The organism is Brachybacterium sp. AOP24-D1-21 (assembly GCF_052378665.1).
GTDB lineage: Bacteria > Actinomycetota > Actinomycetes > Actinomycetales > Dermabacteraceae > Brachybacterium.
Genome location: NZ_JBQSXX010000001.1, coordinates 550,322 through 563,291, shown reverse-complemented (window position 1 = coordinate 563,291; position 12,970 = coordinate 550,322). Strand labels below are relative to the sequence as shown.

The following is a 12,970-nucleotide window of genomic DNA, read 5'->3' as shown; positions in this document are numbered from 1 at the left end:
ACGGGACGCTGTGTGAGCGGCACACCCGAAACGCCATCGCGACGCCCGGGCGTCGGGCTCAGAACTCCAGATCCACGACCACCGGTGCGTGATCCGAGGCGCCCTTGCCCTTGCGCTCCTCGCGGTCGATGAAGGATCCGGTCACCGCGGACTGCACGGCGGGGGAGCCGAGCACGAAGTCGATCCGCATGCCCTCCTTCTTCGGGAAGCGCAGCGCCTGGTAATCCCAATAGGTGTACACGCCGGGCCCCGGATGGTCGGCGCGCATCACATCGGCGTAGCCGGCGTCGACCACGGACTGGAACGCGGTGCGCTCCGGCTCGGTCACGTGGGTCTTTCCCTCGAAGAAGCTCATGTCCCACACGTCCTCGTCGAATGGGGCGACGTTGAAGTCGCCCACCAGCACGGCGCGGGCCGAAGGATCCTCGGCGAGCTCTCGGGCGCCCTCGGCGCGCAGCGCTTCGAGCCAGCGCAGCTTGTAGGCGTAATGCGGGTGGTCGAGCTCGCGGCCGTTGGGCACATACAGCGACCAGATCCGCAGTCCATCGCCGACCACGCCGCCCAGCGCACGTGCCTCGACCACGCCGGTCTCGTCCTCGGGGAAGCTGGGCACAGCCGGCAGCTCGGTGCGCACATCGGTGAGGCCGACGCGGGAGATCAGCGCCACCCCGTTCCACTGATTCAGGCCGTGCGCGGCAACCTCGTAGCCCGCCTCTTCCAGTGCGGTCAGGTCCAGCTGCTGAGGCTTGGCCTTGATCTCCTGCAGGGCGAGCACGTCGACGTCGTGCCGCTCGAGGAAGGCGAGCACCCGATCCATCCGGGCCCGCAGCGAATTGATGTTCCAGGTGGCGATGCGCATGCGACCGATCCTACGGGGGACCGAAGTCGTCCGCAGTCCCGCCCGGACAGTCGTAAACTCAGGCCATGGCGCGCGCACTCGTCACCGGATCCACTTCCGGATTAGGACTCGAATTCGCCTGGCAGCTGGCCGGGACCGGGCATGATCTCGTGCTGGTCTCGCGTGACCAGGATCGGCTCGGCGCCGTCGCCGAGCAGATCCGCGACGTCCACAAGGTCGAGGTCGAGGTACTGTCCGCAGATCTCTCGGACCGCGAGCAGCTCGACCGCGTCGCGATCCGTCTCACCGACCCCGTCGAACGAGTGGACCTGCTGGTCAACAACGCCGGTTACGGGCTGCGTGGTGGGTTTCTCGAGGTCGGCGTCGATGACCACGAGAAGCAGATGGACACCCTGATGAAGGCCGTGCTGGTGCTCTCCCACGCCGCGGCCCGCACCATGGTCCAGCGTCGCAAGGGCGCCATCCTCAACGTCAGCTCCCTGGCCGGATACACCACGGCCGGCCCCTACGCCGCGTCCAAGAGCTGGGTCACGGTGTTCACCGAATCGCTCGCGATGGAGCTCAAGGGCACCGGCGTGACGGCGACCGCGCTGCTGCCCGGGTTCGTGCAGACTGAGTTCCATGAGCGCGCCTCGATGAGCATGGACGGGCTGCCGCGGATCACCTGGTTGAAGGCGCCGTATGTGGTCGAGCAGGCTCTCAAGGACGCCGCCAAGGGCAACGTGCTGTCGATTCCGTCGGTGAAGTACCGCACTGCCAGCGAGTTCTCCAGGATTGCACCACGGCCGCTGATCCGTGCCCTCACCTCTCCGGACTGGTACCGCCGGATGCAGTCCCGCTCCGTGCATCGCTCCCGCCGAAGGGCGTCACGACGGAACCTCCATGCCCCCTGGCAGCGCGAGGACGGCGCATAGCCCAGCGCACGTCGCAGGCTGCCGGCTCAGGATCCGTCGCCCTCGGTGCGTCGTCGGCCGCGGTGGGCCGTCGGGCGCTGTCCGCGCTCGGTCGATTACTCTGGCCGTATGTCCGGCACCAGCACTGATTCCGCCCAGCCCGCCTCGATCGCGCCCGCCCGCGAGCGTCTGCGAGTCCTGATCCGCGACCTCGCCGTGGTGCGCGGTCACGTGATCCTCTCCTCGGGCGCGGAGGCCGATCACTACGTCGATCTGCGCCGCATCACCCTCCACCACGAGGCCTCCCCACTGGTGGGACGCGTGATGCTCGACCTTCTGCGCCGCGAAGGGCTGCTGCCCGGGGTCCAGGCCGTGGGCGGTCTGACGCTGGGCGCCGATCCGGTGGCGACCTCGATCCTGCACGCCTCCGCCGCCGATCAGTCGCTCGACCCGCTGGACGCCTTCGTGGTGCGCAAGGCCAACAAGGCGCACGGCCTGCAGCGGCGCATCGAGGGACCGGACGTCACCGGCCGGCGCGTGGTCGCGGTCGAGGACACCTCCACCACCGGCGGCAGCGTGCTGACCGCCTGCGAGGCGCTCACCGAGGCCGGAGCAGAGATCGCCGCCGTCGCCGTGATCGTGCACCGCTCCGACGCCTCCCGCGAGGCCGTCGAAGCCGCCGGATACCGCTACCTCGCGGCGTACGACATCTCCGAGCTGGAGATCTGAGGCGACTCAGCCAGGCGGCTCCTGCCGCTCGTTCCTCGCAGCACGTCGATCAGGCGGGGCTGATCCTGTCTGTTCTCCTGCCGCTCGTTCCTCGCAGCACGTCGATCAGACGGAGTCCACCGCGAAGGTGTCGCAGGACTGCACCGTGCCCTGCTCATAGCCCGTGGTGAACCAGGCCTGGCGCTGCTCGGAGGAGCCGTGGGTCCAGGACTCCGGTCGCACCTGGCCGCCGGCCACCTCGCCCTGGATGTGGTCATCGCCCACGGCGCTGGCTGCGGAGAGCGCCGAGGCGATGTCCTCGTCGGTGAGCGGGGACAGCATTGCGTTCCCGTCGTCGTCCACGGTATTGGCGGCATGGTGCGCCCATACCCCGGCGTAGCAGTCGGCCTGCAGCTCGAGCCGGACGGCGTCGGACTGCGGCCCCGTCTCTGAACGATCCGCGCCCTGCATCGATCCGGAGAGGTGCTGGACGTGGTGGCCGTACTCATGGGCCACCACGTACATCTTCGCCAGCTGCCCGCCGTCGGCGCCGTACTGGCTCGACAGGGAATCGAAGAAGGTGGTGTCGACGTAGATCGTGGAATCGGCCGGGCAGTAGAAGGGGCCAACATCCGCTGTGGCAGCGCCGCAGCCCGTCTGGACCGAATCGGTGAACACCAGACCCTGGGGCTCGACGAACTGGATGCCGGAGTCCGGTCCGAGCTGCGACCACAGCGAGTCGCCGGACTCGATCGTCGCCTGCACCAGGCAGTCGTCTTTCTCGTTCCCATCGGCGCCGGTGAGGCAGTGATCGAGCGAGCCGCCCTCGGCGACCGGGCCCTGCCCCTGGCCCTGCGGGGAGGAGGAGCCACCCAGCAGATCCAGCGGATTGCCGCCCATCAGCGCGTAGATGATCACGATCACCAGCAGCAGGCAGCCGCCACCACCGCCGAGCTTCAGGCCGCGGCCACCGCGCCCGCCGCCGCCACGGGGCCGGAACCCGCCTCCGCCGCCAGCTGCGGAGACGTTGTCGGAGCGGATCTCCGCATTCGGGTTGAAGGTCATGCGCACAGAGTAGACCTGATCGTGCGGTGTGAGCAGGTAGAACGGCGACAGTGAAGGTCCTGGGGACGTGACCGGCTGGTCGCTCGGGCAGCACTCGCCACCGCATAGCATTGAGCGCGAATGACCCCGTGCTCTGAACGTCGCCGGGCAGATCCACCTATCAGCACCCCCATCGCGAGGAGACCTGCATGAACATCGTCGACTGGGCGGTCGAGACCATGAACAGCCTGGGCGCTTTCGGTGTCTTCCTGCTGATCTTCGCCGAGAACCTGTTCCCCCCGATCCCCTCCGAGGTGATCCTCCCGCTGGCCGGCGTGGCCTCGGCAGGGCCGGAGAACTCCTACTGGCTGATGCTGCTGGCCTCTGTGGCCGGTTCCGTGGTCGGGGCCTGGATGCTCTACGGCCTCGGGCGGCTCCTGGGACCGGAACGTCTGCGGAAGATCGTCATCTGGCTGCCGCTGGTGCACGTCGACGATTACGACAAGTCCGTCGCGTTCATGGACAAGCACGGCCACAAGGCGATCTTCTTCGGCCGCTTCGTTCCCGGGGTCCGTTCCCTGATCTCCATCCCGGCGGGCCTGTACGCGATGCCGATCGGGATCTTCACGGTGCTCACGGCCGCCGGCAGCGCGATCTGGAACACGATCTTCCTGACCATCGGCTTCTACATGGGCAGCAACTGGACCGTGATCGAGCCGTACACCGACATCTTCTCCAAGGTCGCCTACGCGATCGTGGCGTTGGTGATCCTGTGGTTCGTGGTCAGGCTGATCCTGCGGGAGAAGAAGCGTCGCGAGCTGGGACTTCCGGACCCCGATGAGCAGTACCTCCAGGAGAATGCGCAGGAGCCTTCCCAGGAGGGCCCGCAGGGCGACTCGCAGGGCGACTCGCAGGGGGACGCGCAGACGGCCGGGCGTGAGCGGACCGACGGCCGGTGACCGGCCCGGACATGCCTGACGGAAGCGACGTGCTCGACGCCCCCAGCGCGGTGGGAGGAACTGATGCGGAGGCCATCTCCCACCCGGCCGCATCACGAGAGGTCGGAGTCGGACCGCATCCTCAACCCTGGCCCGAGGGCGCGCGCTTCGACCCCGATCTGCTCGAGCACGGAGACCGTCGTAACGTCGAGGACCGCTTCCGCTACTGGCGCCGCGAGGCGATCATCGCCGAACTCGACACGCACCGCCACGAGCTGCACGTCGCGATCGAGAACCTCGAGCACGACGCGAACATCGGCTCCGTGGTGCGCACCGCCAATGCCTTCGCCGTCGGCGCCTTCCACATCGTCGGCAGGCGCCGCTGGAACCGTCGCGGCGCGATGGTCACCGACCGCTACCAGCACGAGTTCCACCACCCCGACGCGCAGCACCTCATCGACTGGGCCCGCTCCGAGGGGCGCCCGCTCGTGGCGATAGATCTGGTCGAGGGAGCGCTGCCGATCGAGCGCACCTCGCTGCCCCGCAATGCGGTGCTGGTGGTCGGCCAGGAAGGGCCCGGGGTGAGCGCCGAGATCCTCGAGGCGGCGCAGCTCGTGGTGGGCATCAGCCAGTTCGGCTCGACCCGCTCCATCAACGTCGCCGCAGCCGCTGCGATCGCGATGCACAGCTGGGTCCTGCAGCATGCCGAGCTGCCCGCGGGGCCCCTGCGCTGATCTCGACCGTGCCGGCCAGCCCGGCCAGCCGTACTCCAGGCCGCATCATCCGCACGCTGAGCCGGGTCAGCCGCACTCCGAGTCCATGAGCGGGACCTGCACAGTCATCTCCAGCCCCATCGTGGGACCGTCCAGCTCCTCGTCCAGGTGGTCGTTCCAGGCCCGCACGGTCAGCTCCGCCTGGTTGTGCGGGTTCTGTCCGTGCAGTCCGGCGCCGATGGCACGCTCTTCACGGTCGAGCGCACTGGTGTCCATCTCCCACGCCTCCATCTGCGGCTCCACCGAATCGGCCAGTGCGCCCCACCCCTTGCTGTCGACCCGCTGTGTGCTGTGATAGACGGTCGAGACATACAGGCAGTTCCCGTTCACTTCCTGCACCTCGGCAGGGGTGTCCGCGGAGAACGACGCGTACTCGTCGGCGCTCTCCGAGACGGAGTCGGCGAGGGCGCCGAGCGGCTCCTCGATCAGCTGTTCGGCCTGCTGGAGGGTGAGCGGACCCGAGGTGTCCGCCGGGATGCCGGGTTGGACAGCTCCGGACGCGCAGGCGGTGGTGGCTCCGATCGCCATGACGATCAGCACCGTCCAGGCTCGTGCTCGTCTCATGCAGAGGGCCCCTTCGCAGAGCACGGTCAGGGGAGTTCTCCCCATCGTACGGACAGCCACTGACCCGTAGCCTGGCCTATCCACAGCGTCGCGAGCGCGGGCTGGAGAGGCGCGGATGCGGAGGAGTTCCTCGCCAGGGCACACCGTGAGGTGCTCGATCCGCTCCTGTCGGCCGTTGCGGAGATCTCTGACCGGGCCCGCACTCTCGAGCAGCAGGCGGAGGAACAGGACGGAGTCTCCGAGCCCGACGGGGTCAGTCCCTCCAGCCCTGAGCAGGTCGACGGTGACGAGAACAAGCCCTGGGTGTGGCAGGACGGCTTCGCACCGCTCTGGGGAGACACCGCTGATCTGCAGAACGACATCCCTCTGGATGAGGAGGCGTTCACCATCGACTCGATCAACCAGGAGGGCAAGCGCAACTGCGTGGCGCTGTCGATCCTGGCGAGCATCGCGCACACCGACCCGGAGTTCCTGGCCGACCACGTGCGCCGAGTGGGCAGGGAGCGGTACGAGGTGGACCTGTACATCGACGGTGAGTGGACGACGGTCGAGGTGAGCGGCGAGGTTGCACGGGACGGAGTGCGCGGACCCGACGGAAACCAGAACTGGGCGACCATCTATGAGCAGGCGCTGATCCAGGAGGGCGTGCTCGGCGAGGAAGGCGGGTACAGCTCCAACTCCGGCGCCGCCAGAGTCCTGGAGGCGGTGACCGGCAGCGAGCCGAGATACATGGACAACGACCCCTGGACACATGCGAAGGACATGCCCAGCTACGAGAACGTGGTGGGATCGGTCGCGGACGGGGAACCCGTGGTGCTGTGCACCATCGATAGTTCGACCGGCCCCGACGGCACGCAGATCGTCGAGCAGCATGCCCATACCGTCGAGAGCGTGAACCCTGACGGGACGCTCACACTGGTCAATCCGTGGGGCACGAACACCTCCTACGACACCACCGACGGCACCCACCGGATCACGATCACCGAGGACGAGTACCGGGAGCTGTTCGATGGCGTCGTGATCGGCAGCCCCGCAGACGAATGGGACAGGTGAGGTGATGGTGCGCAACGCGACGGCGACGCAATCCGACGGATCGGTGCGCGCCCGCATCACGCACGGCACGCAGCAGGTGGTCGGCCCGCTCCTGATCGGGGTGATGGGCGCGCATCTGGACCCCGTGGCGTCGGAGGGGTCACGAGTGAGCCAGGTGCGGCGCGAGGTCCTTACCCATCGGGAGCTGGGCATCCCCTCGCCCGGCGTGATCGGCCTCGATGTCGGGCAGAGACTGCGCATCGAGGGGGTTGGAGAGCTGGAGCTCGTCCATCTCGAGGGTGCTGCTGCGCATCCTGCGACCTCCCAGTCCGGTGAGGGTCAGCGCGCTGTGATCTTCCTCGAGCTCCGCCCGTTCTGACGGTGCACGGCAGTGCACACCTGGGGATCTGTCCACGGGGACCTGCGGACAGGAAGCGACCCGGTCGCTGTGGAACAATGAGGTCGATAGAACGACCCTGCGCGGGCCCGCCCCGCCGGTCGTCTCCCATCCCGTCAGCGAAGGAGAGTGCCTCATGGCAGTCGCAACCCCGGATCAGTACGCAGAGATGATCGATCGCGCGAAGGCAGGCAAGTTCGCCTACCCCGCCGTCAACGTCTCCAGCTCGCAGACCGCGATCGCAGCCCTGCAGGGCTTCACCGAGGCGAACACCGACGGCATCATCCAGGTGTCCTTCGGCGGCGCGGAGTACCTCTCCGGCTCCACCGTCAAGGACCGCGTCGCCGGCTCGATCGCACTCGCCGAGTTCGTGCACGCGGTCGCCAAGAACTACCCGATCAACGTCGCACTGCACACCGACCACTGCGCCAAGGAGGTTCTGCCCACCTGGGTCGAGCCCCTGATCGAGTGGGACCTCGAGAACCGTGTGAAGAAGGGCCTGAACCCGCTCTTCCAGTCGCACATGTGGGACGGCTCCGCCGTGCCGGTCGACGAGAACCTCGAGATCGCCGAGCGTCTGCTCGAGAAGTCCGTCGAAGCCAAGAAGATCCTCGAGATCGAGGTCGGCGTCGTCGGCGGCGAGGAGGACGGCGTGGTCGCCGATGTCTCCAACGACAAGCTCTTCTCCACCCCCGAGGACGGCATGAAGACCGCCGCCAAGCTCGGCCTGGGCGAGCGCGGCCGCTACCTGACCGCCCTCACCTTCGGCAACGTGCACGGCGTGTACAAGCCGGGCAACGTCAAGCTCACCCCGTCGATCCTCCTGGACATCCAGAAGGCCGTCGGCGCGGAGTACGGCAAGGAGATGCCGTTCGACCTCGTCATGCACGGTGGCTCGGGCTCCTCCCTCGAGGAGATCCGCACCGCGGTCGACAACGGTGTCATCAAGATGAACATCGACACCGACACTCAGTACGCCTTCACCCGCCCCGTGGTCTCGCACATGTTCGAGAACTACGACGGCGTGCTGAAGATCGACGGCGAGGTCGGCAGCAAGAAGGCCTACGACCCCCGCGCATGGGGCAAGAAGGCAGAGGCCGGACTGGCCGCACGCCTGGTCGAGGCGGCCGAGAACCTCCGCTCCGCCGGCACGCACCAGGCCTGATCGACGTACTGCGAGCGTGCGAGCGGTAGGAGATCAGGCGATGGATGTGGCCTGATCGACATGTCGAGCTGAGCTGATCAGCTCAGCACTCCACGGGACCCCGGGGCTTCGGCTCCGGGGTCTTCCTCGTCTGCGCCCGGTTCTTTGCGCGCGGTCGTCTGCAGTTCTTTGCGCGCGGTAGTCTGCACCCGGTCGGTCGCCCCCGTTATCCGCTGGGGATCGAGGCCCGACGTCGACAGTGTCCTCAGCTGGTCAGCAGCGGGTCACCAGCGGTTGCCCTGGGCGCGGCCCATGACCTGCTTCAGGGAGGGCAGCACGTCGGCCAGGAAGACTCCGGCGATGACCACTCCGGCGATCATGAACAGCATCGAGCTGCCGCCGCCCACCGGATATGGGAGCGACAGGAAGCCCAGCAGCACGGAGACGCCGGTCAGCACGCACCAGAACACCTTGGTGCGCTTGCCCGCGGCCACATAGGCGTCGGGACGGAAGCGCAGGGCGTTGACGAGTGCCCAGAGCTCGACCGCCAGCAGGGCCACGGCGAGCACGAGGAAGATCCACATCTGGATGAGCGCGATCATCGCTTCAGGATACGGGTGATGGCTGGGCAGTTCCCGGACCCCGGCGGGTACACGCCAGGAGCGAACCGGCCGAGGTCCCGAGCAGGCGGCGTGGCGCAGGGCCCCGCACGCGCCGCCCGGACCCGGGAGATGCTCAGCGTCGCCGGTCGGGATCCGAGCGATCGGTGATCAGCAGCTCGAGCGCCTCGGTGGTGGCTGGCGGCTCGAGGGCGCGCATCTCCATCGTCATCGGGCGGGGGCCGATCGCATCGCCGTCCGCGGCGACCACCAGGCTCGGCAGGAACTGCTTGGCCTCCGCGGCGCTGAGTCCGGTGGCCTGCAGCAGATCGATCGCGAGGGAGCGCAGCTGGATCGTCAGGGTCACACCCTCGAAGTGCCCGGCCCGACCCGGGCGCATCCCCTCGTCATTGCGCAGCAGCATCTCGGGGGAGAGGTAGGAGCAGAACAGGCGCAGCTTGCGCCGAGCTTCGGTGAAGTCGACATCCTCGTGCGAGACGGCGTTGCTGAGCTCGAGCACCGCATCGCGTGCGGCCAGCAGCGCATCGGCCAGCCGGGAATGGGCGTCCCCGCGCACCGCCTCGAGGAACTCCACCTCGCGACGGGCGATCACGCGCATGTTCCGCATGGCCCGATCGGAGCCCACCAGCAGGTGCTGCAGCCGGTTCACATCGTCGGCGTGGCGCAGCCCCGAGGGGGAGAAGGTCGCCATCTCGTTGGCCACGTCATTGGCCAGGGACCATTCGTCGGTGTACTTCTGGGAGACCTCACGGAGCTTCTTCAGCGCTGCCTGCGCCACGCCGCGGTCGCCGCTGCGCGCGGAGAGCGCCAAGCTCACCAGCGTGTCCTCGAGCTCCCGATAGAAGGAGGCTGCCGCCCGGGACTGGAGCCGGCGGGGATCGCCCGAGAGCAGCAGATGGATGATGATCGCGACCACGACACCGGTGACGGCGTCCAGCGCCCGCCCGCCCGGGGTCATGGTGGGGGTGACGGGCATGATCATCACCAGCAGTGATTGGATCGCGACCTGGAACCCGAAGAGGTTGCTGGAGTCGATGAAGCGCGCCAGCATCCCGGCGCCGAAGACCACCACCAGGATCTGCCAGGTCCCGGAGCCGAGCAGCCCGCGCGCCAGCTCGCCCAGCAGCACGCCGAGCATCACGCCGCAGGACATCTCCACGATCTTGCGCATCTTCTTCTCGATGCCGAAGCCGATGATGATGAACGCGACGATCGAGGAGAAGAAGGGGTGCTCGTGGTTCCAGAGGAACCCGCTGACCAGGTAGGCGAGGGCCGCGGCGATCGCGGCTCGGCCCACAGTCAGCAGGTCTCGGTGGCCGCGGGAGACGCCCTTGAGGAACCACTGGCGCACGGTGTGGCGAGCTTGCTCGAGGAGCGCGCCCATCGTCCGGGAGCTGGAGCCAGCGGGGGCGCTGCTGCCAGGGGTGCGCGGGGTCATGCGGGCACCGGGTCCTGCAGCCGCATCTCCAGCAGCTCCTCGAGGCGGAAGCAGTCCCCGTCGCGCCCGCCCCGCCCCACGACCAGCGGGGCATAGGTCGGTGCCGGGGCGGCGCCGCGCAGTCGGGCCCGCAGACCGCCGTCGACCCGCATCACGAAGTAGTGACCCTCGGCGTCGATCGCGAGGCTGCGGTCCTTCTTGAGGTACCAGCCCTCGAGGCCGGTGCGGAGTGTGCCGCCGCCCTGGTAGGGCCGGGCGCGCAGCGCGACGGGCGAGATGCCGGCGGCATGGAAACGGTCGACGGCCTCGCGGATCATCGCAGTGGCCTGCTCGTGCTCTTGCAGGCGGGCGGCACGCATCGCCTGCTCCTTGACCTCGAACGCCTCGCGGCGGTGCCGGCTCCAGTCCTGCTCGTCACCCTCAGCTCTCATGCACCCCATTGTTCCAGTTGAGCGGCCTCTGCACCGGGCAGTGGCGTAGGAGGGCGGTGCCGGAACCGTGAGGGCGTCGTGGAGGGCGTCATGGAGAGAGCCGTGAAGAGAGCCGTGAGGAGGGCCGTGAAGCGGGTCGTGGAGGACTGTCCCTCAGAGCTTGGCGGTGGCGGGGCGGCCGCCATGCTCACGGGGCAGCACGATCGGCTCCTGGGTGGCGTCGATCCACACCGATGAGGTCTCCCCGTCGGCGTCCCCCAGGGGGACCTGGACTGAAAGCCCCGCATCCAGCGGGACGGCGCGGCGCACCACTGCCAGGGCGATCGGGCCCAGATCGGCATGCAGGGCGGCAGAGGTGACGGTCCCGACGACCTTCCCCTCCGAGCCGCCGAGCCGGATCTCGCCGCCCGGCGCGGCGGGCAGATCCTGGGAGCCGTCGAGGTGGAGCATGACCAGCCGTCGAGGTGGCTGGCCGAGGTTCAGCACCTTCGCCACCGTCTCCTGGCCGCGGTAGCAGCCCTTGGTGGTGTGCACGGTGGTGCGCAGCAGGTCGAGCTCGTGGGGGATGGAGCGCTCGTCCACCTCGCGGGCTCCGCGGGCGCGGTGATCAGCGATCCGCAGCGCCTCCCAGGAGCTCATCCCGGCCAGGTGCGAGCTCTGCCAGGGCAGCTGCTCGATCGCGGCGGCTTCGAAGACGGTGAGGACGGCGCCCACCGGGTCCTCCGGATCGGGGCCGTAGGCCACGCCGCCCGGGGCGACCTGCGGCCAGGGCTCGGACCAGACGGCGAAAGGTGCGGGCAGGCCCAGCTGAGGCAGCACCTCAGGGGCGGGGGAGAGGGCGCCGAGGACACGCAGATCGTCACGGTCGGTCAGCTCGACCCGGGCCGCGAAGCGCATCATCTCGAGGTAGTGGCGGAGCCCTGCCCGGGCGCCGGGATCGAGCACCAGCAGCAGCGCATCGTCCTCGAGCACCACGGCCGAGGCCATGTGCTCGACGCGGCCCTGCGGGGAGAGCACCGCGAGCGAGGAGGAGGAGCCGACGGGAGTGCCGGCGAGGACCTGGGTGGTGATCGTGGTCATCCAGCTGCGGGCGTCCGCGCCCCGGACCTCGAGCAGCTCGAAGTGGCCGAGGTCGACCACCGCGGTGCCGTCCAGCAGATGCCGCTGCTCGCGCAGCGGGGCCCCGTAGTGGGCGGGCACTCCCGCATCGGGTCCCTCCCCGAGGACCGCGCGGGTGCTCAGCAGGGGACGGACGACATGGGCGGGATCAGACACGGTGCAGCTCCAGAGACAGATAGGGGGCCAACGAGGTTTCGCCGGGGGGGCCGTCAGGCACCGGGAGGCGACGCTCCCACAGCCACATCAGACGACCGCGCACGTACCCGAACATGCGGGTCTCGGAGACCTCGCCGTCGGTGCTGTCGAGTGCCAGCTGGACTCGGGGGCCGCGGACCTCTCCGACCCACAGCTCCGGGCTCTCGCCGCGGCGCGTGAGATGGGCGTCGAGCCGATAGGACAGGAAGCTCGCAGGGGTGCCGGGCTTCGCGGCCTCGGACACGGCACGGTCCTGGCCGGGCAGCAGATCGCCGACGGTCCAGCTTCCCTCCTCCCGGTGCAGGAGGGTGCGCTCCCCGGAGCCCTGCCTCGCCGGCGTGGCGTCCCCCTCCGCCTCGTCGCGGGCGAAGACGCTGGTGGGCGGCAAGGGTGCGGGCAGGTCGACGCGGTGGATCAGTGAGCGCCACCGCAGGGTGCCGTCCTCGGCAGCCGTGCACTCCAGCTGCTGCTCGATGCGGGCGTCGGGGACGTCCTGATCAGGCAGCTGGAGTGCGCCGCTGCCCTCCCAGCTGCCGATCAGCCAGGCCAGGGGGTACAGCGACTCAGGAAGTGAGGTGTCAAGCGTGATGGGCATCGGTGCCGCAGGTCGCTCAGCGGTTGAACAGTCGTGTGAGCACCAGGACGGCGAAGGCGAGCGTGCCGACGCCCACCAGGACGACGAGGGCGATGAAGAGAAGCGAGAGCGCGGACATGCCCCACAGTCTATCGCCCTGGAGGCCGTGAGGAGGCGGCTGCGCGCGGCATCATGGCGGGGCGGGAACCGGCATCACACGCGGGCGTGAGCAGTGGCATCA

At 68.9% G+C, this 12,970-nt stretch carries 15 protein-coding genes; 7 read left to right on the top strand and 8 right to left on the bottom strand.

Going from position 1 to position 12,970, the window contains the following annotated elements; genetic code table 11:
- Nucleotides 1–58: 58 nt before the first annotated feature.
- Entirely contained in the window at nucleotides 59–859 is an 801-nt protein-coding gene (locus ACT3UF_RS02695) for an exodeoxyribonuclease III (protein WP_444607996.1), read from the bottom strand.
- Between the two features lie 65 nt (nucleotides 860–924).
- Here ACT3UF_RS02695 and ACT3UF_RS02690 point away from each other — a divergent pair, with 65 nt between their 5' ends.
- Both ACT3UF_RS02690 and ACT3UF_RS02685 read left to right on the top strand, forming a co-directional pair.
- On the top strand, nucleotides 925–1,773 hold the full coding sequence (locus ACT3UF_RS02690) for an SDR family NAD(P)-dependent oxidoreductase (RefSeq protein WP_444607995.1): 849 nt from the start codon (nucleotides 925–927) through the stop codon (nucleotides 1,771–1,773).
- A gap of 108 nt (nucleotides 1,774–1,881) precedes the next feature.
- A complete protein-coding gene (locus tag ACT3UF_RS02685) occupies nucleotides 1,882–2,481 on the top strand; it encodes an orotate phosphoribosyltransferase (protein ID WP_444607994.1) in 600 nt (199 codons plus the stop codon).
- A 105-nt stretch (nucleotides 2,482–2,586) separates the two neighbouring features.
- Here ACT3UF_RS02685 and ypfJ read toward each other — a convergent pair whose 3' ends face one another.
- Nucleotides 2,587–3,525 carry a KPN_02809 family neutral zinc metallopeptidase gene (gene ypfJ / locus ACT3UF_RS02680; RefSeq protein ID WP_444607993.1) on the bottom strand — a complete coding sequence of 313 codons (939 nt, stop codon included), beginning with the start codon at nucleotides 3,523–3,525 and terminating at the stop codon, nucleotides 2,587–2,589.
- A 188-nt stretch (nucleotides 3,526–3,713) separates the two neighbouring features.
- Here ypfJ and ACT3UF_RS02675 point away from each other — a divergent pair, with 188 nt between their 5' ends.
- Both ACT3UF_RS02675 and ACT3UF_RS02670 read left to right on the top strand, forming a co-directional pair.
- The gene (locus ACT3UF_RS02675) at nucleotides 3,714–4,463 is read left to right on the top strand and encodes a DedA family protein (protein WP_444607992.1); all 750 of its coding nucleotides are present in this window, start codon (nucleotides 3,714–3,716) and stop codon (nucleotides 4,461–4,463) included.
- An 11-nt stretch (nucleotides 4,464–4,474) separates the two neighbouring features.
- The gene (locus ACT3UF_RS02670) at nucleotides 4,475–5,176 is read left to right on the top strand and encodes a TrmH family RNA methyltransferase (protein WP_444607991.1); all 702 of its coding nucleotides are present in this window, start codon (nucleotides 4,475–4,477) and stop codon (nucleotides 5,174–5,176) included.
- 66 nt (nucleotides 5,177–5,242) lie between these two features.
- Here the strand turns inward: ACT3UF_RS02670 and ACT3UF_RS02665 are convergent, their stop codons facing one another.
- Nucleotides 5,243–5,779, bottom strand: a complete 537-nt coding sequence (locus tag ACT3UF_RS02665) for a hypothetical protein (RefSeq protein WP_444607990.1) — start codon at nucleotides 5,777–5,779, stop codon at nucleotides 5,243–5,245.
- Nucleotides 5,780–5,929: 150 nt separating this feature from the next.
- Here ACT3UF_RS02665 and ACT3UF_RS02660 point away from each other — a divergent pair, with 150 nt between their 5' ends.
- From ACT3UF_RS02660 to fbaA, 3 genes are all read left to right on the top strand, one after another.
- A complete protein-coding gene (locus tag ACT3UF_RS02660; protein WP_444607989.1) occupies nucleotides 5,930–6,832 on the top strand; it encodes a hypothetical protein in 903 nt (300 codons plus the stop codon).
- A gap of 4 nt (nucleotides 6,833–6,836) precedes the next feature.
- A complete protein-coding gene (locus tag ACT3UF_RS02655) occupies nucleotides 6,837–7,190 on the top strand; it encodes a hypothetical protein (RefSeq protein ID WP_444607988.1) in 354 nt (117 codons plus the stop codon).
- A gap of 154 nt (nucleotides 7,191–7,344) precedes the next feature.
- A complete protein-coding gene (fbaA, locus tag ACT3UF_RS02650; protein WP_444607987.1) occupies nucleotides 7,345–8,373 on the top strand; it encodes a class II fructose-bisphosphate aldolase in 1,029 nt (342 codons plus the stop codon).
- 263 nt (nucleotides 8,374–8,636) lie between these two features.
- Here the strand turns inward: fbaA and ACT3UF_RS02645 are convergent, their stop codons facing one another.
- The 5 genes from ACT3UF_RS02645 to ACT3UF_RS02625 form a co-directional block, all read right to left on the bottom strand.
- Nucleotides 8,637–8,954 (bottom strand): DUF2516 family protein, encoded by a 318-nt coding sequence (locus ACT3UF_RS02645; protein WP_444607986.1) that lies wholly within the window; start codon nucleotides 8,952–8,954, stop codon nucleotides 8,637–8,639.
- Nucleotides 8,955–9,087: 133 nt separating this feature from the next.
- The gene (locus tag ACT3UF_RS02640) at nucleotides 9,088–10,410 is read right to left on the bottom strand and encodes an FUSC family protein (protein ID WP_441443180.1); all 1,323 of its coding nucleotides are present in this window, start codon (nucleotides 10,408–10,410) and stop codon (nucleotides 9,088–9,090) included.
- Entirely contained in the window at nucleotides 10,407–10,841 is a 435-nt protein-coding gene (locus tag ACT3UF_RS02635; RefSeq protein ID WP_444600940.1) for a hypothetical protein, read from the bottom strand. Before ACT3UF_RS02635 ends, ACT3UF_RS02640 begins: the two co-directional genes overlap by 4 nt.
- Nucleotides 10,842–10,994: 153 nt before the next feature.
- Nucleotides 10,995–12,116, bottom strand: a complete 1,122-nt coding sequence (gene ygfZ, locus ACT3UF_RS02630) for a CAF17-like 4Fe-4S cluster assembly/insertion protein YgfZ (RefSeq protein WP_441443178.1) — start codon at nucleotides 12,114–12,116, stop codon at nucleotides 10,995–10,997.
- Nucleotides 12,109–12,750, bottom strand: coding sequence for an FABP family protein (locus tag ACT3UF_RS02625; RefSeq protein WP_441443177.1), 642 nt, complete (start codon nucleotides 12,748–12,750; stop codon nucleotides 12,109–12,111). The genes ygfZ and ACT3UF_RS02625 overlap by 8 nt, the downstream gene beginning before the upstream one ends.
- Between the last annotated feature and the right edge of the window lie 220 nt (nucleotides 12,751–12,970).

Bases quoted from the DNA above. Each gene is read 5' to 3' on its own strand.
- ACT3UF_RS02695 (WP_444607996.1), bottom strand. From the start codon at position 859: ATGCGCATCGCCACCTGGAACATCAATTCGCTGCGGGCCCGGATGGAT.
- ACT3UF_RS02690 (WP_444607995.1), top strand. From the start codon at position 925: ATGGCGCGCGCACTCGTCACCGGATCCACTTCCGGATTAGGACTCGAA.
- ACT3UF_RS02685 (WP_444607994.1), top strand. From the start codon at position 1,882: ATGTCCGGCACCAGCACTGATTCCGCCCAGCCCGCCTCGATCGCGCCC.
- ypfJ (WP_444607993.1), bottom strand. From the start codon at position 3,525: ATGACCTTCAACCCGAATGCGGAGATCCGCTCCGACAACGTCTCCGCA.
- ACT3UF_RS02675 (WP_444607992.1), top strand. From the start codon at position 3,714: ATGAACATCGTCGACTGGGCGGTCGAGACCATGAACAGCCTGGGCGCT.
- ACT3UF_RS02670 (WP_444607991.1), top strand. From the start codon at position 4,475: ATGCCTGACGGAAGCGACGTGCTCGACGCCCCCAGCGCGGTGGGAGGA.
- ACT3UF_RS02665 (WP_444607990.1), bottom strand. From the start codon at position 5,779: ATGAGACGAGCACGAGCCTGGACGGTGCTGATCGTCATGGCGATCGGA.
- ACT3UF_RS02655 (WP_444607988.1), top strand. From the start codon at position 6,837: ATGGTGCGCAACGCGACGGCGACGCAATCCGACGGATCGGTGCGCGCC.
- fbaA (WP_444607987.1), top strand. From the start codon at position 7,345: ATGGCAGTCGCAACCCCGGATCAGTACGCAGAGATGATCGATCGCGCG.
- ACT3UF_RS02645 (WP_444607986.1), bottom strand. From the start codon at position 8,954: ATGATCGCGCTCATCCAGATGTGGATCTTCCTCGTGCTCGCCGTGGCC.
- ACT3UF_RS02640 (WP_441443180.1), bottom strand. From the start codon at position 10,410: ATGACCCCGCGCACCCCTGGCAGCAGCGCCCCCGCTGGCTCCAGCTCC.
- ACT3UF_RS02635 (WP_444600940.1), bottom strand. From the start codon at position 10,841: ATGAGAGCTGAGGGTGACGAGCAGGACTGGAGCCGGCACCGCCGCGAG.
- ACT3UF_RS02625 (WP_441443177.1), bottom strand. From the start codon at position 12,750: ATGCCCATCACGCTTGACACCTCACTTCCTGAGTCGCTGTACCCCCTG.